General features: G+C 71.0%; 23 protein-coding genes. 13 read left to right on the forward strand and 10 right to left on the reverse strand.

Annotated elements, in window-relative coordinates:
- Positions 1-32: 32 nt before the first annotated feature.
- Entirely contained in the window at positions 33-248 is a 216-nt protein-coding gene (locus ACH4S7_RS31035; protein WP_398524665.1) for a DUF397 domain-containing protein, read from the reverse strand.
- Positions 245-1,063: a helix-turn-helix transcriptional regulator gene (locus ACH4S7_RS31040; RefSeq protein WP_398524666.1), complete on the reverse strand. Its 819-nt coding sequence runs from the start codon at positions 1,061-1,063 to the stop codon at positions 245-247. The genes ACH4S7_RS31035 and ACH4S7_RS31040 overlap by 4 nt, the downstream gene beginning before the upstream one ends.
- Positions 1,064-1,315: 252 nt before the next feature.
- On the opposite strand from ACH4S7_RS31040, the gene ACH4S7_RS31045 reads away from it, so the two are divergent.
- The 8 genes from ACH4S7_RS31045 (at position 1,316) to ACH4S7_RS31080 (ending at position 5,974) form a co-directional block, all read left to right on the forward strand.
- Positions 1,316-1,477 (forward strand): hypothetical protein, encoded by a 162-nt coding sequence (locus tag ACH4S7_RS31045; RefSeq protein ID WP_398524667.1) that lies wholly within the window; start codon positions 1,316-1,318, stop codon positions 1,475-1,477.
- Positions 1,474-1,869 carry a hypothetical protein gene (locus tag ACH4S7_RS31050; RefSeq protein WP_398524668.1) on the forward strand — a complete coding sequence of 132 codons (396 nt, stop codon included), beginning with the start codon at positions 1,474-1,476 and terminating at the stop codon, positions 1,867-1,869. The genes ACH4S7_RS31045 and ACH4S7_RS31050 overlap by 4 nt, the downstream gene beginning before the upstream one ends.
- A gap of 209 nt (positions 1,870-2,078) precedes the next feature.
- A complete protein-coding gene (locus ACH4S7_RS31055; protein ID WP_398524669.1) occupies positions 2,079-2,411 on the forward strand; it encodes a hypothetical protein in 333 nt (110 codons plus the stop codon).
- Between the two features lie 32 nt (positions 2,412-2,443).
- Positions 2,444-3,079 carry a DUF4145 domain-containing protein gene (locus tag ACH4S7_RS31060; protein WP_398524670.1) on the forward strand — a complete coding sequence of 212 codons (636 nt, stop codon included), beginning with the start codon at positions 2,444-2,446 and terminating at the stop codon, positions 3,077-3,079.
- A gap of 364 nt (positions 3,080-3,443) precedes the next feature.
- Positions 3,444-3,659 (forward strand): hypothetical protein, encoded by a 216-nt coding sequence (locus tag ACH4S7_RS31065; protein ID WP_398524671.1) that lies wholly within the window; start codon positions 3,444-3,446, stop codon positions 3,657-3,659.
- A gap of 77 nt (positions 3,660-3,736) precedes the next feature.
- Entirely contained in the window at positions 3,737-4,147 is a 411-nt protein-coding gene (locus tag ACH4S7_RS31070) for a RidA family protein (protein ID WP_398524672.1), read from the forward strand.
- A gap of 146 nt (positions 4,148-4,293) precedes the next feature.
- The gene (locus tag ACH4S7_RS31075; protein WP_398524673.1) at positions 4,294-5,313 is read left to right on the forward strand and encodes a Clp protease N-terminal domain-containing protein; all 1,020 of its coding nucleotides are present in this window, start codon (positions 4,294-4,296) and stop codon (positions 5,311-5,313) included.
- A 97-nt stretch (positions 5,314-5,410) separates the two neighbouring features.
- Positions 5,411-5,974, forward strand: coding sequence for a chorismate mutase (locus ACH4S7_RS31080; protein ID WP_398524734.1), 564 nt, complete (start codon positions 5,411-5,413; stop codon positions 5,972-5,974).
- A 162-nt stretch (positions 5,975-6,136) separates the two neighbouring features.
- Here ACH4S7_RS31080 and ACH4S7_RS31085 read toward each other — a convergent pair whose 3' ends face one another.
- The 3 genes from ACH4S7_RS31085 to ACH4S7_RS31095 form a co-directional block, all read right to left on the reverse strand.
- Positions 6,137-7,681, reverse strand: coding sequence for a hypothetical protein (locus ACH4S7_RS31085; protein ID WP_398524674.1), 1,545 nt, complete (start codon positions 7,679-7,681; stop codon positions 6,137-6,139).
- Positions 7,682-8,071: 390 nt separating this feature from the next.
- Complete coding sequence (murQ, locus tag ACH4S7_RS31090; RefSeq protein ID WP_398524675.1) at positions 8,072-9,046, reverse strand: N-acetylmuramic acid 6-phosphate etherase; 975 nt, start codon at positions 9,044-9,046, stop codon at positions 8,072-8,074.
- Between the two features lie 63 nt (positions 9,047-9,109).
- Positions 9,110-10,081, reverse strand: a complete 972-nt coding sequence (locus ACH4S7_RS31095) for a MurR/RpiR family transcriptional regulator (RefSeq protein WP_398524676.1) — start codon at positions 10,079-10,081, stop codon at positions 9,110-9,112.
- Between the two features lie 140 nt (positions 10,082-10,221).
- Here ACH4S7_RS31095 and ACH4S7_RS31100 point away from each other — a divergent pair, with 140 nt between their 5' ends.
- Both ACH4S7_RS31100 and ACH4S7_RS31105 read left to right on the forward strand, forming a co-directional pair.
- Complete coding sequence (locus ACH4S7_RS31100) at positions 10,222-10,593, forward strand: hypothetical protein (RefSeq protein ID WP_398524677.1); 372 nt, start codon at positions 10,222-10,224, stop codon at positions 10,591-10,593.
- The gene (locus ACH4S7_RS31105) at positions 10,590-10,856 is read left to right on the forward strand and encodes a DUF4031 domain-containing protein (RefSeq protein WP_398524678.1); all 267 of its coding nucleotides are present in this window, start codon (positions 10,590-10,592) and stop codon (positions 10,854-10,856) included. The genes ACH4S7_RS31100 and ACH4S7_RS31105 overlap by 4 nt, the downstream gene beginning before the upstream one ends.
- 61 nt (positions 10,857-10,917) lie before the next feature.
- On the opposite strand, the gene ACH4S7_RS31110 is transcribed toward ACH4S7_RS31105, so the two are convergent.
- From ACH4S7_RS31110 to ACH4S7_RS31120, 3 genes are all read right to left on the reverse strand, one after another.
- Positions 10,918-11,538 carry a Uma2 family endonuclease gene (locus tag ACH4S7_RS31110; RefSeq protein WP_398524679.1) on the reverse strand — a complete coding sequence of 207 codons (621 nt, stop codon included), beginning with the start codon at positions 11,536-11,538 and terminating at the stop codon, positions 10,918-10,920.
- A gap of 120 nt (positions 11,539-11,658) precedes the next feature.
- The gene (locus tag ACH4S7_RS31115; protein ID WP_398524680.1) at positions 11,659-12,864 is read right to left on the reverse strand and encodes a Cmx/CmrA family chloramphenicol efflux MFS transporter; all 1,206 of its coding nucleotides are present in this window, start codon (positions 12,862-12,864) and stop codon (positions 11,659-11,661) included.
- A 170-nt stretch (positions 12,865-13,034) separates the two neighbouring features.
- Complete coding sequence (locus tag ACH4S7_RS31120; protein WP_398524735.1) at positions 13,035-13,883, reverse strand: hypothetical protein; 849 nt, start codon at positions 13,881-13,883, stop codon at positions 13,035-13,037.
- 158 nt (positions 13,884-14,041) lie between these two features.
- Between ACH4S7_RS31120 and ACH4S7_RS31125 the strand changes: the two genes are divergently transcribed.
- Positions 14,042-14,362 carry a DUF6479 family protein gene (locus tag ACH4S7_RS31125; RefSeq protein WP_398524681.1) on the forward strand — a complete coding sequence of 107 codons (321 nt, stop codon included), beginning with the start codon at positions 14,042-14,044 and terminating at the stop codon, positions 14,360-14,362.
- 178 nt (positions 14,363-14,540) lie between these two features.
- On the opposite strand, the gene ACH4S7_RS31130 is transcribed toward ACH4S7_RS31125, so the two are convergent.
- Complete coding sequence (locus ACH4S7_RS31130) at positions 14,541-16,802, reverse strand: heavy metal translocating P-type ATPase (RefSeq protein WP_398524682.1); 2,262 nt, start codon at positions 16,800-16,802, stop codon at positions 14,541-14,543.
- A 190-nt stretch (positions 16,803-16,992) separates the two neighbouring features.
- Between ACH4S7_RS31130 and ACH4S7_RS31135 the strand changes: the two genes are divergently transcribed.
- Positions 16,993-17,691: a copper homeostasis protein CutC gene (locus ACH4S7_RS31135; protein WP_398524683.1), complete on the forward strand. Its 699-nt coding sequence runs from the start codon at positions 16,993-16,995 to the stop codon at positions 17,689-17,691.
- A gap of 366 nt (positions 17,692-18,057) precedes the next feature.
- Here ACH4S7_RS31135 and ACH4S7_RS31140 read toward each other — a convergent pair whose 3' ends face one another.
- Positions 18,058-20,148, reverse strand: a complete 2,091-nt coding sequence (locus tag ACH4S7_RS31140; protein ID WP_398524684.1) for a HelD family protein — start codon at positions 20,146-20,148, stop codon at positions 18,058-18,060.
- A 363-nt stretch (positions 20,149-20,511) separates the two neighbouring features.
- Between ACH4S7_RS31140 and ACH4S7_RS31145 the strand changes: the two genes are divergently transcribed.
- The gene (locus ACH4S7_RS31145; RefSeq protein WP_398524685.1) at positions 20,512-20,691 is read left to right on the forward strand and encodes a hypothetical protein; all 180 of its coding nucleotides are present in this window, start codon (positions 20,512-20,514) and stop codon (positions 20,689-20,691) included.
- Positions 20,692-20,845 lie beyond the last annotated feature (154 nt).

Genomic DNA, 20,845 nt, shown 5'->3' on the forward strand with positions numbered 1-20,845 from the left:
CCTGGATCGGGTGGTGGGGCTCGGCGGTGTGGTCACACCTGCGTGCGCCTGGCGAACTCGACCAGGCCGGTGAAGGCGGTGGGGGAGAGCGTCAGTATCGGTCCGTCCGGGGTCTTGCTGTCCCGGATGGGGACGATTCCGGTATCCGTTGCGTGCGCGGGTGACCATTCGACGCACTGGCCGCCCTCGCCGCCGCTGTACGTGCTCTTGACCCACTCGAAGCCGGTGTGGTCGGGGGTGTTGATCATCTGGCGTACTCCTCCGCGATCTGTTGGAACAGAGCCTGTGAACGCTCAGGGGACAGAGCCGCAGCCCGCAGCCGATCGTAGGCCGCCTGGGCGCTTTCCACAGCTGCGGCCGAATCGTTGACGTGACCCAGTTCCCTCGTCTCCGAGTACAGGACGGGGGCTCCGCCCTTCTGCGTCAGCAGAGTGAACGGAAGAGACGACGATGGGGCGCCCCCGTTGAAGGGCATCACCTGGAGGGAGATGTGCGGAGTCGAGCCCACCGCCGCCAGATGCTCCAGCTGTTCCACCATGGTGGACCGCCCGCCGACCAGTGTGCGGACCACCGATTCGTGCAGGATCACCCACAGCAGCGGGGGCGACTTCCGCTCCATCACCACCCGGCGCCCGACACGAGCCTCCACCCGTGCACTGATCCGCTCGTCACTCTCGCGCGGGTGAGTGGACCGGAAGACCGCCTCGGCGTACGCGGGCGTCTGCAACATGCCCATCACGAACGCGTTGCTGTAGTCGCTCACGTTCTGAGCCGCCCGCTCCAGATTCAGGTACGGGACGAACCAGCTCGGGTGGCCACGCCGACTCACCCGCATCAGGATCCGCGCGAAGTAGCCCGACGTGTCGAAGAACCGGTCGCACCCCTCGACGAACTGCGGTGACGGCATCGCCTTGCCGCTCTTCACCTTGGATACGTAGGGCTCCTTGTAGCCGGTCGCCTCGGCCAGATCCCGCTGTTTGGCGCCCTTGTGCCGCAGCGCCTCTTCGATTTCGTGGCCGAGCCATTCCAGCCCGTTCGCCGGTTCCCGTGTTAACTCGCTCATGTGTTCAACTCCTGGTCTTTCCAGAGCGGTTGGAAAGCGATTCTGTCTTCTCCGCGCAGCCGGAAGCACTCACTGTAAGAGGTGCAAGTGGAGGACCGCGCACGGTGAAGAGGACGACAACCGATCATGACCAGTGACCAGCAGGTGTCCCTTAGTCATATTGGCAGCCCGATGGGGCGGAGTTCCGCCGAATTCCTGAATTCACCGGAATCGGCCACGCGTTCGGGACCGGGGCCCCGCGGAGGGGGCGGGATGAAACCCGACGAGTGCCTGCCGTGTCGGCGGCTCCGCGACCGGCTGCGGACCGCGAATCGCGTCGGGGACGAATCCACGGCCGTCGACTGCCGGGTTCTGCTGCGGCGGCACCCCCGGCACGACGGCGTTCCCGTCCCCGCCCCGGAGGCGGAGGCGTGAACGAGGCCCGGATCTGCGGGGCGTTCTCCACCGTGCCCAGCAGCCTCTTCGCGGACATGCTGGCGATCGGGAACGGCGATTTCCGCGACATGGTGCGGCATCTCCGCTGCCGCCTCGAAGGGCATCCGCCCGGATTCCATTTCGATCTGGTGTGGCAGCTCGATGACGCCCGGCAGGGCGAGATGTGGGCCATATGGTCCGACGGCCGGGACGCGGAGGCCGTCTTCATCCGACCGGACTGCCCCGGTGGTACAGAAGCCTGCACATTGTTCGAACAGCATCCCGGTCGATGCAGTTTCAACTTTTGTGACCCCGTCGCCGACGTACTTCTCGCCGGGCTCGAAAGCGAAATGTGGATCCCCCGTGGGCGTCGAACTCCGCCCACCCGATAAAGACCCCGCTCTCCCCGGACCAGATCAGGGCGGGAGCGGCGGAAGGTCCGTCCGGCGCGGGAACGTGGCCCGTGCCGGACGGATCGCCCCGGACACGGAAGCGCCCCCGGCGGACCGATAGCGATCGGCCCACCGGGGCTTCGTCGGCGACAGCTTTTCGAGGAGCCCACCAACGCATGTCGAATGCTATCCGCCGCGCCCTCTTATGGGTGCTGGAACTCCTACTCCCGGCCCAGGGCCGCCACAGCGGCCGGTTCCCGGCCGTACCGCTCCCGGTCAGCCCCTGGGCGCTGCCGTGGACCACCCCGATCCCACAGCACATCATCGACCGCCACACCCCGCTCCGGGGCGAGGACTGCGCCTTCATCCGCCCGTACGCGCTGCTGGACGACACCATCCGACTCCGCCCCGTACGCCCGAGACGCATCCTCATCCACGCACCAACCGGTCTCAACCTCCGGGTGCCACGACAATCCCCGGCGGCACCCGCGTCCGGGGGTTCTCCGGTCCACCGGCGCCGAGCCCGTGAGGGCAGCCGCTAGGCTCAACGGGCTGATGCAACGGGGGAGTAGACATGAGCCAACACATGCGGTTGCTGGACTGTCCGGCCTGTGATGCGCCGTCCCTCTTCGAGGGGTGGACCGATCCGCGCCGGGCCGCCTTCTTCGAGGCCCCGCCGTCCGAGGATCAGGATCCCCCGTCGGTTTCCTACACCGTCCTCGGCTGCATGGGTTGCGGACAGCCCCAGCTCTGGAAGGGACCCGCAGGGCCCGACAGCGAGGGTGGTTCCCAGCGACTGTGGCCGCAGGTGGCCGTCCTCGCACCCGGAATCCCCGCGCCGATAGCCCGCGAGATGGTCGAAGCACGGGCCTGCTTCGACGCCAAGCTGTACACCGCCGCCGCCGTCATGGTCCGTCGCACGCTGGAAGGCATGTGCATCGAGCAGGGCATGAAGAAGCGAAACCTGTTCCAAGCACTCCAGGAACTCCGGGACGACGGGAAGATCGAGGGTCGCCTGTTCGACTGGGCGCAAGCGCTACGGGTCATCGGCAACCAGGGCGCGCACTTCAGCGAGGAGTCGGTCACCCGGGAGGACGCGGCGGACGCCCTGTCCCTCGCCGAGGCGCTGTTGAACTACATCTATGTCTTCACGGCGAAGTACGAGGAGTTCCAGAACCGTAGGCGGTCGCCGGGCACCTCCGCCGGGTGATGAGAGATCCCTCGACCAGGCCCCCGGCGGTTCGTCCGTGGCGTCGTGGAGCGGATTACTCATCGGGGATGTCCTCCTTGGTCGCCACGATCGTCGCCCTTGGGGTGATGACCAGCCGCTACCCGAGGTCCGCACCCATCCTGCCCGGACGCCCAGGTTGCCGGCCGTCATATCGAACCTTCCGGCCAACGGCCGGAAAAGCCCCGAGTGTTCCGGCCGATCCATGTCCGTCCCCCGCCTCGGGAAACATCGGCACCCCCTCATTCCACAGAAGGTGCTGTAGGCCCGCGAACCTGTTCAGGTCGACCCGATCTTGGACACGCTCTGTAGGGAAGATCAATACTCAGCGTGGAGGTGCGTGCGCATGATCGTACGGTCGTCGGATCGGTTGCGGGCCGCGGAGGAGGTCCTCTCGCAGCTACGGGAGGAACTGGGCGCGATCGGGGTGACACTGCCGTCGCTGCGCGTGGACCCGATCTCGCTCGCCAGTGACGACCCGTACCCACTGATCGACCTCGGGCGGTGCAACCTGGACACGGCGATGCGGCTGACTGCCGTGCTCCACGGCGTACCGAGGTGAGCACCGGATCGGCGGGTGGGGCGGACCGGGGCGAAATCCCGGTGCGCCCCACCCGCCGATCACCGAGAATCGATGGCATGACTGACAAAATCACCCGAATCAATCCCGACCACCTCCACGCGACCCCTGGTTACCACCACATCACCGTCGTCGAAGCGGCCCGTACCGCCTATCTCTCCGGACAGTGCCCGCTCGACCCGGCCGGTGATCTCGTCGGCGCCGGCGATCTCAACGCCCAGATCGACCAGGTCGCCGCCAACGCCCACGCCGCCCTGAGCGCGGTGGACGCGGGCCCGGAGGACGTCGTCCGTTCCGTGATCTATGTCGTCAGCGATGACCCCGAGGTACTGGCCGCCGCCTGGTTCCGGCTGAACGAATCCCCCATCGCGCCCGCGTTCACCACCGCGAGCACGCTGCTCGGCGTCGCCCAGCTCGGGTTCCCCGGTCAGCTCGTCGAGGTCGACCTCACGGCCGCGCTCTCCGGCTGAGCCCACCCCGCCCGAAGGTCCGTACGGCGGCGGGCGTTGACCGCCGCTAGCACTGTTTCGGTGGTGCTGACTAGTCGCTGAGGACTGCGGAGGATCAGTCTTGGAGTTGATGTGGCCGCCGACCGCCGTACGGAAGTCTCGTCCCCATGACCAGTGAGATGGGGGAAGGTCGGATGGCGACGGACATGGAAGCGAGTTGGGCCGTGGTGGGGGTCCTCGGGGCGGCCCGGGGCGCGTGCGGGGGGCGCGGGCGGACGATGGGGACCGAGCATCTGCTCGCCGCCGTCGCCGACACCAAGGGGGACGCGGGGGAAGCCCTGTGGAGCGCCGGGGTGACCGTGACCGCCACCATGGCGGTGCTGCGGGACCGGGAGGCTCGTACGGGCGCCTGGGCCTGCGACGACGACACCGGTGGCAGCGTCGATTCAGTGGCCGCCCTGGGCGAGGACGGTGACCACGGCATCCGTCTCACCGGCGCCGCCCACCGCGCCTTCGGTGCCGCGATGGAGCTCGCGCGGGCCGACGGCGCGAAGAAGTACACCGCGGAACACCTGCTGCGGGGGCTGACGGCGGAGGAGAACCGGGCCGCCGAGATGCTGCGGGTCTGCCGGACCTCCCGGGAGGCCGTCGTCGGCTGGCTGGACGACGGGTTCCACGAGATGGACGACGGTCTCGCCCCGCCGCTCCAGCCCACCCGGGACGCGCTGCTCGGCCGCCGCCCCTACCGGGCGCTGCCGTTCTGGAAGCGGTGGATCGTGATGGGGTCGGGCATCAACTGGGCGGCCGTGCCCACCACGTGGGTCAAGATGGACGCTCATGACCAGGCCCGTCGGCTCTTCCAGGAGCTGGGCACCGAGCATGTGCTGCTGGCGATCTTGGCGACGTACGAAGTGGCCGCGCAGTATCCGCATCTCGCCGGGGAGAACGCTCCCGAACCGGGTCTCCGGTACGCGGGCGGCGCGCTGTTGGCCGTGCGGGGTGTCGACTACGCGCGGGTCCACCGGGCGCTGGCGAACGCCGGTGATCTCGGTCCGGACGAGCGGTCGGCGGACCGGTACCTGGACGCCGCGCAGTCCGAGGACGGAACCGGGCCACTGGCGGAGACCCTCTTGCGGGAGGACACACGTGCCCGGCGGCTGATCGAGTCGTTGGACGCGACGCCCTGAACCACCTCGGAAATCCGGAGCTGGCAGCCCAGTGATCATCCGTACCTCCTTACGCCATGGGGTGACGGCCGCGCTGGCCGCCACCGTCCTCGCGGTCATGGCGACCCCGGCCGCCTCGGCCGTTCCCGCTGATGCGCGGGCCGCGCCCGCCCCGGCCCCGTACGCCCAACTGCTGCCGCTGGTGGCGCTCTCCGCCGACCGGCTGGCCACGGCGGATCTTGTCGCGGCGGCGAAATGGGGCACCGACAGCCCCATCGACGACCCGGCGCGCGAGCAGGTGGTCCTGGACTCGGTCCGCCAGCAGGCCCGGGACATCGGCGCCGATCCGGAGGCGACGGCCCGTATCTTCCGCGACCAGATCGAGGCGAACAAACTCGTCCAGCGTGGTCTGCACCGGCAGTGGACGGCGGACCCCGCCAAGGCCCCGGTGACCCGGCCGGACCTCACCGAGGTCCGCAAGGAGATCAACCGGCTCAACACCGCCCTGGTCCGCGCCGTCGCCGACTCGACGGTGGCGCGCTCGGTGCCCTACTGCGTGCCGGTGCTGGCGGTGTCGGCCCTCCGGGTGCGCCACGAGAAGCGGCTCGATCCGCTGCACACGAAGGCGCTGGTACGGGCGGTGCCGTCGGTGTGCGACGGGTCCGGGTCGGGGGAGCGCTGAGCGGGGCCGGTCCGCCAAGGGGCCGGCCGTCAAGGGCCCGGGTGACGAGGCCCCGGTCGCCGAGGGCCCGGATGACGAGGCCGGCCCCGGCCGCGCCGTGACGGATCACGTTGCGGACGGGGCCGGTTCGGTGGGGGGTGGGGTGTGGTCAGTCGCCGGTGATCAGTGGAGTCCCTGGACCAGCGGGTCACCGAATCCAACGGCGTAGATGGCGCGCAGCGACAGCCGTGGCGATCCGCTCTCACCGGTGCAGACGTCGAACGGCTCGTCCGTCTTCGGCGTCGGAGTGCCCGTGCAGACGCCCTCGGTGAGGCCCCACAACTCGTTCACCTCGACGTTGGCGCCGTCGATGTGCCGCTTGGGCCAGTGGCTGAGGGCCTCCACGGTCCCGGCCGACCAGTTGCCCTTCTGGACCCTGGGGCCGCCCGGAGTGAGCGGAGCGCCCGTGCAGCCGGTGGTCCGGGTGGCGCGGGTGTCGCCCACCCAGGTCTTGGCGAAGACATTGGGCACGTTGGAGCAGCTCTTCTGGAGGGCGAAGTTCAGCGGGGCCGTACCCTCGCTCCAGGTCATACCGCCCTGGACATTGGTGTAACCGGAGAGGGTGTAGGCGTCCTCGACCACGGTCTTGTTCCCGGACAGGTTCAGCAGACCCGGATGGGTCGCCGCTCCGAAGTCATTGAGCTGATATCGGACCACCCGTCCGCCGGGGCCCATGTGGTACTCGCCGGAGACGAGCTTGTAGGGCTTGCCGCTGGTCTTGTCCAGCGAGAGCCAGGAGTGGCAGATGGGCTCGGTCGGCGCCACCGTCCGGTCTCCCGTGCCGGAGGTGCAGCTCGGCTGGCTGTAGAAGTGGACCTGGGGCAGGACGTAGCCGTAGCCGCAGGCGCTGGACTTGCCGCCGTTGACGCCGTACGTCGACACGCCCTCGCCGTAGGAGTCGACCTTCGCCATCTTGTTGATGTCGAAGACGCGCAGCCCACGGATCGTGTCCGTCACGTATATGTAGTTGCCGTACCAGACGATGCCGCCGCCGTGGCCGGTGACGAACTTGAAGTTGGAGTCCGTCCCCGAGACCGTCGGCTCGGCGAGCAGTACGTGACGGTACTTCTTGGTTTCGCGGTCGATGAAGCTCAGCTTGAGCAGGTTGTGCGTCTGGCAGCCGGTGCCGACCGGTTCGTTCTGCTTGGGCTTGTTCTCGTAGTGCCAGGCGACCGCGACGGCCGAGCGGCCCTGGATCTGGCCGTCGGCGCCGTCGGCCGTGCCCGTGGTGCTCATGCCCTGCGGGAACCAGTCCGTGGTGACATCGTCACCGTGGGACTTCTGCCAGCACCAGTCGACCACCTTGTTGATCGGGTCGGGCGGGAGCGCCCCGCGCTCCTTGCCCGCGCAGGACCGCATCTCCCGGAGCTTCATCCAGTCCTCGGTCACACCGGCCGAGTTGGGGAACTGCTGGTTGGTGAGCACGTCCGACAGGTTCGCCCGCGTGGTCAGGTGGTCCGCGAGCAGTTTGTCGGCGGCGGCCTTCTGGTTGCTGCTGGTCAACTGGAACTTGGGCCCCGACGCATGTGTCTGCACGGCGGACGGCAGCGGCTGCGCATTGGCCGGGGCGGTCGTCGCCGATGACGCCGGCAGCGCCGTCATCAGTGCCGCACCGGTGGCCAGAGCCAGGGACATGGTCAGGGTCTTGAAGCTTCTTCGAGCCTTCAAACCCGCCTCCTTTGGTACCATTTCGGTGGCCTTTACAAGTACTTGACACTACACGGTGTAACGCTGATCTTGCGGGGAGTGTGCAGTGGATCACGCGGGCCGGCCCGGTGCGGGTATGAGTGCACGTCAGGCGGTAAATGATGGGGCTCTGTAGCCGCTCTCATGTGATCGCGGGGGCGCGTTGTTGCGCAGCCTCTTCCGCCTCACGAAACAATGCGGATCGCTCTGGTCACTCGCAACCCATCGGGCTCTCCCCGGCGGGCGGATGCGGGACGAGGGTGCGTACGGGCGGCGCGCCACCGGGCTGACCGTCGGTGGCGCGCCGTCGAAGTCCCGTACGGTCCAGTCGGGTTCCCGTACGGTCCAGTCGGTTCCCGTACGGACGTGGTGTCAGTCGCTCTCGCGGGCCGGGGCGGGAGCGGGGGCGTGGGCCGTCGCGGAGGCGAGTGCCGAGCGCAGCCGGCCGTCGTGTTCCCGGAGCAGTCGGCCCGCCGTCGGGCCGTCGACCGCGCCGAGCAGGCTGAGGATCGCGTTCTTCACCTCGCCGTCGGTGTCGGCCAGCGCCTTCTCGATCTCACCGTCCGGCGCGCCGGTCGCCAGCGAGACGATCCGGCGGGACCGGGCGCGCAGCTTCTCGTTGGAAGCGCGGAGGTCGACCATGAGATTCCCGTACGTCTTGCCGAGTCGGACCATCGTGATGGTCGAGATCATGTTGAGGACGAGTTTCTGGGCCGTGCCCGCCTTCAACCGGGTCGAGCCGGTGAGGAGTTCGGGTCCGGTGACCACCTCGATGCCGTGCTCGGCGGCGGCGGCCAGCGGACTGCCCGCGTTGCAGGAGAGGCCGATGGTCAGTGCGCCGACGGTCCGGGCGTGCTCCACCGCGCCGATCGCGTACGGGGTACGGCCCGAGGCGGAGATGCCGATCACCGTGTCCCGTGCGGTCAGCGCCAATCCGTCGAGGTCGGCGGCGGCCAACTCCGCGCTGTCCTCCGCACCTTCCACGGCGGTGACCATGGCGCCGGGGCCGCCCGCGATCAGCCCGACCACCTGGGTGGGGTCGGTGTTGAAGGTGGGTGGGCACTCGCTGGCGTCCAGGACTCCCATCCGCCCGGCCGTGCCCGCGCCCGCGTAGATCAGCCGTCCGCCGTCAGCCATCCGTACCGCCGTGGCGTCGATCGCGGCGACGATGTCCGGGAGCCGTGCCGCGACGGCGTCGGGGACGGACCGGTCCTCGGCGTTCATGAGCCGGGCGAGGTCGATCGTGGACCGCTGATCGATGTCGGCCAGCTCGGGCCGGAACTCCTCGGTGGTCAGCGAGGCCAGCTCGGCGCGGAGTTCACCGTAGGCGGAGGGTGTCGAGGTCATGTAGTACGCACGCTTTCCGTGAGGTCCGAGAGGTCTGTGGAGGTCACCGTGGCCGGAGGGGGATCAGCGGGTGGTCGTCGTACGGGGGGAGTGGCGGTGCGCCAGCGCCTCGTAGGAGGCGGCGAGCGCGGGCGCGGCCGCATCGTAGGTCCGCTGGGCGACCCCTATGAACAGGCAGTCCACGACGAGGAGCTGGCTGGTGCGGGAGGACATGGCGGCCGGGCGCAGCTCGGTCTCGCGGGCGGTCGATGTCGTCAGCAGGTGGTCGGCGTACTGCGAGACCGGCCCGTTGGGTCGGCCGGTGATGGCAACCGTGGTGGCGCCGTGCTCGAAGGCGACCCTGAGGGGTTCGATCACATCGCCGGTGGAGCCGGAGTGGGTGATCGCGATCGCCACGTCGCCGGAGCGGAGCTGCACTGCGTTGGTGACGGCGAGGTGGGGGTCGCTGTGCGCGTGCGCGATCAGACCGATGCGCAGCAGCTTCTGGGCGAGGTCCATGCCGACGAGGGCGGACGCCCCGACCCCGTAGATGTCGATCCGGCGGGCGGTCGCGGCGGCGGCGACGGCGGCGGCGAGCTGGACCGTGTCGAGGCCGGCCGCCGTGTCGGCGAGGGTCTGCTGCTCGTCATGGGCGAGCTTGGCGACGACCTCCGCGATCGGGTCGTCCACGGAGATGTCGGCGGTGACGCCGGGTGCCCGGCCCGACTGCTGGTGGGCGGCGAGTCCGGCGAGGGCGAGCCGCAGATCCCGGTAGCCCGGGTAGCCGAGGAGCCGGGCGGTGCGGACCACGGTGGCCTCGCTGGTGCCGGTCAGCTCGGCGAGCCCGGTGACGGTGAGGGCCGCGCAGCCGGCTGGGTCATCGGCGACGGCTTCGGCGACGCGCTGCATGGAGCGGGTCATGGAGGGGGTGAGGGTGCGGACCTTGGCGGCGAGCGCGGCGGGCGCGGGTGGGATCACGGCGGGCGGTGCGGCCCCGGGGGTGGTCCTGGCGGCTCCGTCCCCACGGTTGAAAATTTCCTTCACTGGGTCGGTCACATCTTGAAAGGTATTTTCACCGTTCGGGTCCGGTCAACCCCCTGGTACGCGGGACGGTGGGTGTGCGCGCCGGACGGGGGCAGGTGGGTGCGCGCCTCGCTGGGACAGGGGGGTGCGTGTCGGGCGGGGACAATGGACATATGACCGACTCCACTCCCCCTTCGAACCCCCTTGAGCAGACCCTCCACACGGCTCGGGCCCTGGTCCTCGCCGACCTGGCCGCGCGGGACGTGGCCGACGCGGAGGTGGTGTCGCTGGTGGAGGCGTCCGTGACGCACCGCCGCTGGTGGGTCGAGCAGTGGCCGGACGGACTGGAGTACGTCGCGGGCCTGGTCGCCCAGGACGTCCAGGACGCCCTGCTGGAACGGCACGGGCGCTGGCCCCTCTGCCCGGTCTGCGACGCGGGCGATCCGCACGCGCTGGAGGTGGAACCGGAGCTGGGCCCCGACCCGCGATGGGTGTGCCACAAGGCCGGGGTCGTGGTGGCGCGGGTCGGCGGGCTCGGCGGATGACGGTCTATATCGACCCGCCGATCTGGCCGGGCCACGGCCATCTGTGGTCACACCTGATCAGCGACGAGTCCTACGACGAACTGCACCGCTTCGCTGCCGGCATCGGCGCCCCGGCCCGAGCCTTCGAACGGGACCACTACGACCTGCCGTCGCACCGCTACGCGGACGCGGTGGCGGCCGGGGCGGTGGAGGTGTCGAGCCGCGAGGTCGTGCGGCTGCTGGTGGGGGCGGGGCTGCGGCGACCGAAGGGCCGGCCGGCGTAGGAGACGCCCCCCGTGGCGTGCCGGGGGCCCCGGCACGGGACCGGGTACGGCGCCGGCGTGGTCAGACGGGGAAGGCCGACGTGTCCAGCTTGACGTCGAAGGGCTCGGGCAACTGGATCGGCTCACCGAACGGCACCCGCAGGGAGGACGCGTACGCCCCCTTCCGCGGATCGCTGAAGAGCGTGGTGGTGGGGCCGTGCGGGTCGAACCTGTCGATCAACAGGTAGATCGCGACGGGTGCCGTGGCGTAGGCCCGGAGCTTCTTGTCCCGGTCGTCCTTGGCGTTGCCCCGCGAGGTGATCTCGGCGACGAGAAGTGCTTCCGCCGCGTCCACGGGGTCGGTGCTGTCCGGTGCCGCCGAGGAGACCAGCTCACTCGGGACGACCACCAGATCCGGTACGTAGAGCCTGTCGAGGGGCGTGATGTGGATGCCGAGGGTCTGGTAGATCTCCAGCTCCTCGGACAGGCTCCGGTAGAGAGCGCGCTGCACCTTGGCCGCGATGTGGTTGTGGTGCGCGTGCGGCGGTGGAACCACGGCGATGTGCCCCTCGTCGATCTCGACGAGCCATCCCTCTGGTGCGTCCAGCTCCCGCCACGCGCTGAGCAGGTACTCCCACGACGGCTTCTCCTCCGGCGGCACGTCTTCCTCCGACAGCATGGGCTCGACCAGTGCGGCGGTCATCGTGAGGTCTCCGTCCTTCTTCCGTGGCCCTGACAGGGCGAACGGAGAGCCGGGGGAGAGCCTCACGGTGACGTATGCGCCAGCCTCCCACGGTCGGGGGACCGGCGCGCCGGGCGTTGACTACGCCTCGGCCCGCGCCGGCTGCCGCGTGTCGGTCGGGGTGGACGAGGCGATCACCCGGGAGGTGCCGTGCAGCCGGAGGGAGATCGCCACCAGGGCCAGTGCCACGATCGTCATGCCCGCGCCCGCCCAGGCCGTCGCGGCGTAGCCGAAGCCCTCGTCGATCACCGTGCCGCCGAGCCAGGGGCCGCCGGTGTTGCCCAGGTTGAAGGCGGCGGTCGTGGTCGCGCCCGCGAGGGTGGGGGCCGCGCCCGCGACGTTGAACATCCGGGCGTTGAGTGCCGGGGCGGTGAAGAACGCCGAGACGCCGAGGAGGAAGGCGAGGACCACCGTGACCACCGCGTTCTCGGCGAAGAGCGCGAGCGCCACCAGGAAGACGGTCGACGCGGTGATACCGCTCAGCAGCACCCCGAAGAGGTGCGCGTCGGCGATCCGGCCGCCCACCGCCGTACCGATCAGCGCGCCGAGGCCGAAGAGCCCGAGGACGCTCGGGACCCAGCTCTTGTCCATCCCCGCGACATCGGTCAGCAGGGGGGCGAGGTACGAGAACGCCGCGAAGACGCCGCCCGCCGCGAGCGCCGTGAAGACGATGGCCAGCCAGACCTGGCGGTCCCCGTAGATCGACAGTTCCCGCTTCAGCCGGGGGCGCTCGGCGGGCAGCGGAATGCGCGGGACCAGGGTGACGACGCCGACGAGGGCGACGGCCGATGCGAGGCCCACCGCCCAGAACGCGGACCGCCAGCCCAGGTGGTCCCCGAGGAAGGCCCCGGCCGGGACGCCGAGGACATTGGCTATGGAGAGCCCGCCGATCATGACCGCCATGGCCCGGGCCCGTGAGTTCATCGGCACCATCGCGATGGCGACCGATGCGCCGACCGCCCAGAAGCCCGCGCAGGCGAACGCGCTGATCACCCGGGAGGCGAAGAGGATCTCGTACGTCGGTGCCAGTGCGCCCGCGACCTGTCCGACGCCGAAGACCGAGATCAGCGCGACGAGGGTGGTCTTGCGGGGCAGCCGGAGGGTCGCCACCGCGAGCAGCGGGGCGCCGATCACCATGCCGATCGCGAAGGCCGAGATCAGCAGACCGGCCTGGGGGATGGAGACGTTCATGTCGTCGGCGATGGGCGGCAGCAGGCCGGAGAGCATGAACTCGCTCGTACCGAGTGCGAAGACGGAGAGACCGAGGATGTAGACGGCGATGGGCATACGGGAACGAGGTGCGGCGGCATCGGGCATGACAGGGCTAACCGGTCCGGTGACGCGCCGCATTCCCGGGCGGGCCGATCACGTGGGTCGGATGGTGCGGATGGTGCGTGTGGCGGGCCGGCTCGGACCGGCGGTATCGGATGGTGGCGCTTCGGGACTGGGCCGGCCGGTCACGCGGGGCCGCCGGGGTCCCGGGTCAGCAGGGTCAGCTCGGTGGTCAGGTTGTGCCGCGCCCGCGCCTCCCACGCCCGGCTGCCGTACGGGGTGTGGAAGAGGCTGGGCAGCTCCAGGAGCTGGCGCAGGACCGCCGCCCGGCCCGCGCGGAAGGCGTCGTCCGGGACGAATCCGTACTCCTCCCGTACCGCCGCCGTATAGGCCGCGTACGGCTCCGGGGCGGCGGCCAGGATCGCCAGGTCCGCGTCGCACAGGACCGCGCCGTTGGTGTCGGCGGCGTCGGGGGCGTGCGTGACCGTGAGCCGCACGAGCCGGGCGACCTCCCGGGTGGCCTCGGCGCCGAGCCCGGCCTCGGGGAGCGCGCGTTCGGCGAGGCGGGCCGAGTGCTCTTCGTTCTCGGAACGGTCGGGGAGGTAGACCGCGTCGTGGAACCAGGCGGCGAGGCGTACGAGATCGGGTTCGGCGGCGTGGGCGGCGAGGGTGTCGATGTGGTCGAGGACGGCCGTGAGGTGGGCGGTGGTGTGGTACCTGCGCTGGGGCTCGGCCCACCGGGTGAGGAGGTCGTCGGCGTAGCGGAGCGGGTCCGGGGCGGTGGCGGGCCCGGCCGGCTCGTCCGGTGTGCGGGCCGGGGCGGTGTCCGGGGCGGTGGTGGCCTCGGGTCGCGTGTGGCTCGGGGGCGTACGGGACTCGTCGGGCGTACGGGCCGGGGCGGTGCGGGACTCGTCGGGCGTACGGGCCGGGGCGGTGCGGGACTCGTCGGGCGTACGGGCCGGGGCGGTGCGGGCGGCGGCGAAGGCTCGCGCCCAGCGTTCGCGGAGGTCGGGGTGTTTGAGGTCGGGGCGCATGAGGTCGGAGCTCATGCGCCGACTCTAGGTCGTGCGGTACGGGCGCCCCCCGTACGGCCACCCACCCCGCCCATGCCCACGAGCGGCCGAACACGGCCGAATGGGGTCACACTGGTGATAAGGGCAGGTATGTCACCCCGGCTGATGGAGGCGGACGCATGATCGGCATCATGATCGGCTTCGGACTCGTCCTGGTGGTTCTGTTGAGCGGTGCCATGTGGTGGGACTCGCGGCGCCGGGCGGAGTACCGCCCGCCGCGCCCGGACGAGCAGCCGCATCAGCCGGCCCGGCGGGAGCACATCGAGGAGGTCCGGGAGGAGGACGACGACGCCTTCCCCGATGCGGGCGCCGACCGTCTCCTCCCGTACAACATGAGGACCCACAGCAGTCACAGCACCGGAAAGGGCCGCGAGGCGCGGCCCAAGCACGGTAAGAACGTCGGAGGCGGGGCGTTCGGCAGCGGCAGTCTGGGCGGCTGACCCCCCCTGACGGCCAACGCGGCCGGGGGCCGATGCGCCGGCCCCCGGCCGCGTTCCATGACCGAGGCCCCCGGGCGGTCGAACCGCTCGGGGGCCTCGGTCATGCGGGGGTCGTGCTCGGATCACCGGGTGATGGCCGTGGGCCACCGTGCCGCCAGCAGGTGGCGGCGGCACCTGGTCACGAGGCCGCCTTGAAGCCTCGCAGCCGCAGGCTGTTGCCGACCACGAAGACCGAGGAGAAGGCCATCGCCGCACCCGCGATCATCGGGCTGAGCAGGCCCAGCGCCGCGAGCGGCAGGGCGCCGACGTTGTAGGCGAAGGCCCAGAACAGGTTCGTCCGGATCGTGCCCAGGGTCCGGCGCGCCAGGCGGATGGCGTCGGCGGCGGCGCGGAGGTCGCCGCGTACCAGGGTGAGATCGCCGGCTTCGATGGCGGCGTCCGTGCCGGTGCCCATGGCCAGACCGAGGTCGGCCTGGGCGAGTGCGGCGGCGTCGTTGACACCGTCGCCGACCATGGCGACGCTGCGGCCCTCCGCCTGGAGGCGCTTGACGACGTCGACCTTGTCCTCGGGCATGACCTCCGCGATGACCTGGTCGATGCCGACCTCGGCGGCGACTGCCTCGGCGACGGCCTGGTTGTCGCCGGTCAGCAGGATCGGGGTGAGGCCCAGGCCCCGCAGCCGGGTGATGGCCTCGGCGCTGGTGTCCTTCACCGCATCGGCGACCGCGAGGACCGCGCGGGCCTCGCCGTCCCAGGCGACCGTGATGGCCGTCCGGCCGTCCTTCTCGGCCCGCTGCTTCGCTTCCCGCAGCTTCTCGGGCAGCTCGATCGCCCACTCGGCCAGCAGCTTCTCCCGGCCGACGAGGACCGCGTGGCCCTCCACGACACCCTGCACACCGAGTCCGGGCACATTGACGAAGTCCTCGGGGGTCGGCAGCGTGCCGACCTCGGCCGCCGCTCCGGCCGCGACGGCCTGGGCGATGGGGTGCTCGGAAGAGTGCTCCAGCGCGCCGGCCAGCCGGAGGACCTCGTCCCGGTCGGTGGAGTCGGCGGTGTGCACATCGAGCAGGGTCATCTTGCCGGTGGTGACGGTGCCGGTCTTGTCGAGGACGACGGTGTCGACCTTACGCGTGGTCTCCAGGACCTCCGGGCCCTTGATCAGGATGCCGAGCTGGGCTCCCCGGCCGGTACCGACCATGAGGGCGGTCGGGGTGGCCAGGCCCAGGGCGCAGGGGCAGGCGATGATCAGTACGGCGACGGCGGCGGTGAAGGCGGCGGACCAGCCCTCGCCGGTCGCCAGCCAGACGCCGAGGGTGCCGAGCGCCAGCAGGATCACGATCGGGACGAAGATGGCCGAGATCCGGTCGGCCAGCCGCTGGGCGGCGGCCTTGCCGTTCTGGGCGTCCTCCACCAGCTTCGCCATCCGGGAGAGCTGGGTGTCGGAGCCGACCCGGGTCGCCTCGACCACGAGCCGGCCGCCGGCGTTCAGGGTGGCTCCGGTGACACCGTCGCCCGGGGCGACCTCGACCGGCACGGACTCGCCGGTCAGCATGGAGGCGTCCACGGCGGAGGAGCCCTCGACCACGATGCCGTCGGTGGCGATCTTCTCGCCGGGGCGTACCAGGAAGCGGTCGCCGACGCTCAGCTCATCGGTCGGTACGCGGACCTCCTTGCCGTCCCGCAGGACGGTGACCTCCTTCGCGCCCAGCTCCATCAGGGCGCGCAGCGCGGCCCCGGCCTTCCGCTTGGAGCGGACCTCGAAGTACCGCCCGGCGAGGATGAAGGCGGTGACGCCGGCCGCGGCCTCCAGATAGATATTGCCCGCGCCGTCGGAGCGGGAGATGGTCAGCTCGAACGGGTGGGTCATACCGGTCATGCCCGCGTGGCCGAAGAAGAGCGCGTACAGCGACCACAGGAACGCGGCGGTCGTGCCGACGGAGACCAGGGTGTCCATGGTGGCCGCGCCGTGCCGCAGATTGGTCCAGGCGGCCCGGTGGAAGGGCCAGCCCGCGTAGACGACGACGGGGGCGGCGAGGGTGAGGGAGAGCCACTGCCAGTAGTCGAACTGGAGGGCGGGGATCATCGCCATCGCGATGACGGGCACCGACAGGACGACGGCGGTGATCACCCGCTCGCGCAGGGTCCGCAGCTCGCGGTCGTCCTCTTCCGGTTCCTGATCACCTCCCCCGGCCTTGGCGGAGTCGGATTTCGGTTTGGGCGGGGTGGCGCTGTATCCGGTCGCCTCCACGGTCCCGATGAGGTCTTGTACAGAGATGTCCGCACCCCGGAAACTGACCTTGGCCTTCTCCGTGGCGTAGTTGACGGTGGCCTCCACCCCGTCCATGCGGTTCAGCTTCTTCTCGATGCGGGCAGCGCAGGACGCGCACGTCATGCCGCCGATGGCGAGTTCTACCTCTTGGTGGGTGGCTGTGTGCGTCATGGGTCCTCCCGGTCCGGAGCTGAATACCCCTGGGGGGTACCTCGTCTGGCTCATGTATACCCCCTATGGGTACCACGTGCAAGTGCCGATCTCTTGGGGTGCTGCTGCGGTCGCCGCCCGTGAGCATTAGGGTTGCTATTGGACTAGACCTGTCGAGCTGTAGCCGTTTCCCAGGAGGAATGGGGTTCCCATGAGCAACCGTGCAGTCCTAGAGGTGATCGCTCTGGACGCGGAGGACGCGGTCGCGGCGCAGTCAGGCGGGGCCGACCGGCTGGAGCTGGTCACCGACATGGCCGCCGACGGGCTGACGCCCCCGCGCGACACCTTCAAAAACATCCGCGCTTCCGTCGACATTCCGCTCCGGGTGATGCTGCGGCTCACCGACGGATTCTCGGCGGGCTCACCGAGCGACACGAACGCACTGGTCCGCGCCGCCGCCGAGCTGCGGGCCGCGGGCGCGGACGAATTCGTCTTCGGCTTCCTCGACGCGGACGGCAATCCGGACGTGGTCATGGTCGAGCGGCTGCTCGTCGAGATCTCCGGCTGCGCCTGGACCTTCCACCGGGCGATCGACCGCGCGGCCGACCGGGACGCGCTCCGCAAGCAGCTCGCGGACCTGCCCGGCCTGGACACCTATCTGACGGCCGGCTCGGCGACCGGGGTCGACGACGGACTGCCGACCCTGCTGGCGGAGGCGGCTCGCCGGGGCCAGCCGGGGTACGAGCCCCAGCTCCTGGTGGGCGGCGGACTGCGCCTGGACCACGTCCCGGGGCTGCGCGCGGCCGGCATCACGGGCTTCCACATCGGCGGCGCGGCACGGCCGGGCGGCTGGGCCGGGCCGGTGGACGCGGACGCGGTACGGGAGTGGCGCGAGGCGCTGGACGGATAGGGCTCGGCCCCGGGGGTGCGGGTTCGTGGGTACGGGCTCGCGGTCCGGGGCGGGTTCGGTCCGCTCCGGACCGGGACGCGGGCGGGGACGCGGGCGGGGGGCGCGTCCCCGCCCGCGGTTTTTCGTGGTTCGTGGCCTGCGACCCCGTGCTCCGCGGCTACGGGTACGTCCGAGCCCGGTCCGTCCGAGCGCCTGGTCTGTACGAGCCGTCCGTCCGAGCCACGGTCGGTCCGAGCCACGGTCGGTACGAGCCACGGACCTGCGCGGATCATGGTCGACGCGGGGCTCGGGGCTCGGGGCCCGGGACGCGGTGCACGGCCGTACGGTCCATGGCGGCCGGCCGGCGCGGGCTCCCCGGCCACCTCGCTACCCGAGCTGCGCCGGCAGCGGCTCCTGGTGCACCACCGTCAGCCCCGAGACGGCCCGGGTCAGCGCCACGTACAGCCGCCGCAGCCCCGTCCGCTCGTCCGGTTCCGCCGCCACCAGCGTGGCCGGGTCGTCCAGCACCACGTAGTCGTACTCCAGACCCTTCGCGAGCGACGCCGGCACCAGGGTCAGCCGGGACTCCGCCGTCGTCTCCGAGCCGGGGTCCAGATGGCCGAGGCCCACCGCCGACAGGGCATCGGCCAGCGCCGGCACCCGAGAGTCCGCCGCGATCAGACCGATCGACCCCTCCCGGCGCAACGACTCCTCGCACGCCGCCACCACCGCCGCGTCCAGGCCGTCCGGCACCTCCCGCACCTCCAGGGAGCCCGGCGACTCACGGACCGAGCTGACCTCCGTCAGACCGGGCGACATGTGCGGAAGCAGCCGGGAGGCGTAGGCGATCACCTCGCGCGGCACCCGGAACCCCGCCGTCAGCTCCTCCACCACGGCGTCCGGCTTGCCCAGATGGGCGAGGGCCTCCCGCCAGCTCCCGGTCGCCCACGGGGTCGTCCCCTGCGCCAGATCGCCGAGCACCGTCGCCGAACCCGTCGTACAGCGCCTGCCCACCGCCCGGTACTGCATCGGGGAGAGGTCCTGGGCCTCGTCCAGCACCACATGGCCCAGCGAGTGGGTGCGCCGCACCAGATCCGTGGCCTCGTCGATCAGCACCGCGTCCGCCGCCGACCAGCGCGCCGACTTCACGCTCCGCCACGGCTTCGGCCAGCGGATCGTCCGCTGCTCATCCGGGCTCAGCACACCGTCGGCGTGCGCCGCGAGAAAGGCTTCGTCCGACAGCAGCCGCAGCACCAGCTTGGCCGGTTCCACCGGTGGCCAGACCGATTTGACCACGGCCTTCACCGCCGGATTGCGCGCCACCGCGTCCTGCACCCGGTCGTCGGGCGCCTCCCCCGCCTCCTCCATCCGGACCAGGACGGAGTGGGCGATCCGCTGGGGGAGGGCGTCCCTGGCAGCCCCGTACCGGATGTCCCGGTCGAGCAGCTCCCGGACCATCTCCTCCAATTCGTACGCCGGCACTCGCCAGCGCCGCGAACCGCGCACCACCACGAGGGGTTCGGTGGGGAGGGTGACCTGGGCGCGGATGGCCCGCCGCAGGACCTCGGCCATCCGGGCGTCGCCCTTGAGCACGGCCACCGGCGCTTCGTCCGCGCCCCGGACCTCGACGTGGTTGACGAGATCGTCGACGGTCGCCTGTTTCACCTCCAACTCGCCGAGGGCCGGCAGGACCTGCTCGATGTAGTGGAGGAAGGACCGGTTCGGCCCGATCACCAGCGTGCCGGTACGGGCCAGCCGCTCCCGGTGCGCGTAGAGGAGATAGGCGACCCGGTGCAGGCCGACCGCCGTCTTCCCGGTGCCGGGACCGCCCTGCACACAGACCGTGCCGTTCAGGCCGGACCGGACGATTTCGTCCTGCTCCGGCTGGATGGTGGCGACGATGTCCCGCATCGGGCCCACGCGCGGGCGTTCGATCTCCGCCTGGAGCAGCTTGCTGGTGTGGTCCCGCTCGGTCGGGTCGGTCAGATGTTCGTCCTCGTACGCCGTCAGTTCACCGCCCGTGTAGCCGAACCGCCGACGCAACCCGATGTGCAGCGGGTCCTTCCGGGACGCCCGGTAGAAGGGCTGGGAGACGGGTGCCCGCCAGTCGACCACCATCGGATCGCCGTGCGCGTCGTGGACATGACGCCGGCCGATGTAGAAGCGCTGGCCCTCCTGTGCGGTGTGCGCGTAGTCGAGGCGGCCGAAGAAGAGCGGGGTGTGCGAGAGGTCCGCCAACTCCTTGATCCGGTTCTCGATCTGCGCCTCCAGCACCCGGGCGTTGACCCAGTTCGCGGCGACGTCCTTGATGTTGAGGGCCTGGACCTCTTCGCGCATCGACCGCAGCGCGGTGCGGGAGGCGGCGAGATGGCCGCGTTCCCGCGCGAGCGGCCCGGGGTCGCCGACGGACTCGGCGGCGGGGGCGGGCGTGGGATCAGGGACGGGATCAGGGGCGGGGTCAGGGGCGTGCGCGGGCACAGGAAGTCGCCTCCGGGCGGGGGAGAACTACGGCGTGGGCATGGCGAACCGGCCGGTTTCCGTCCGGGCGGCGGCGCTCCTCGACGGGAGGCGGGCAGACGGCGGAGTCTAGTCAGAGCCGCGCGACGGGGCGAACGACTTTCCCGGCGCCGGCGCCGGCCCGGCCTCTGCCCCGGCGCCGTTCGGCGGCCGGCTCCCCGGTGGTCCTGGGCCCCGGCCTCTCGCCACCGGGGATGAGGCGGCTCTCCTCCTGAGGTGCCGTCCACCTAGGGGAGCCCCTATGTCTGGAGTCGTACGCGGGACGGGACCGTGTTCAGTCCCGGGGCCGATGTTTCCGGTGGGCCGGAAAACGAAGATGGATACATGACCACAGCGAGCTTCACCTCAGCGGCCCAGGTTCCCGGCTCCCACAGCGGCGCCACCGACTCGTCATCGCACCCCGTCGGCAGCGCACTGCGCGCGGTCAAGGTGTTCGTCGGCGCGGTCTTCAGCGTCACGGTGCTGGGGGAGTACGGCGAGGAGGCGGGCGTCCGCCGCCACTGACACCGCCCGCGGTACCGCCCCCCGTACCGCGCGCCCCAGGTACTGCCTTCCCGTACCGCCCCGTACCGCCCCGTACCGCCCCGTACCGCCCCGTACCGCCCCGTACCGCCCCGTACCGCCCCGTACCGCCCCGTACCGCCCCGTACCGCCCCGT

The organism is Streptomyces sp. NPDC020965, from assembly GCF_044333555.1.
Classification (GTDB): domain Bacteria; phylum Actinomycetota; class Actinomycetes; order Streptomycetales; family Streptomycetaceae; genus Streptomyces.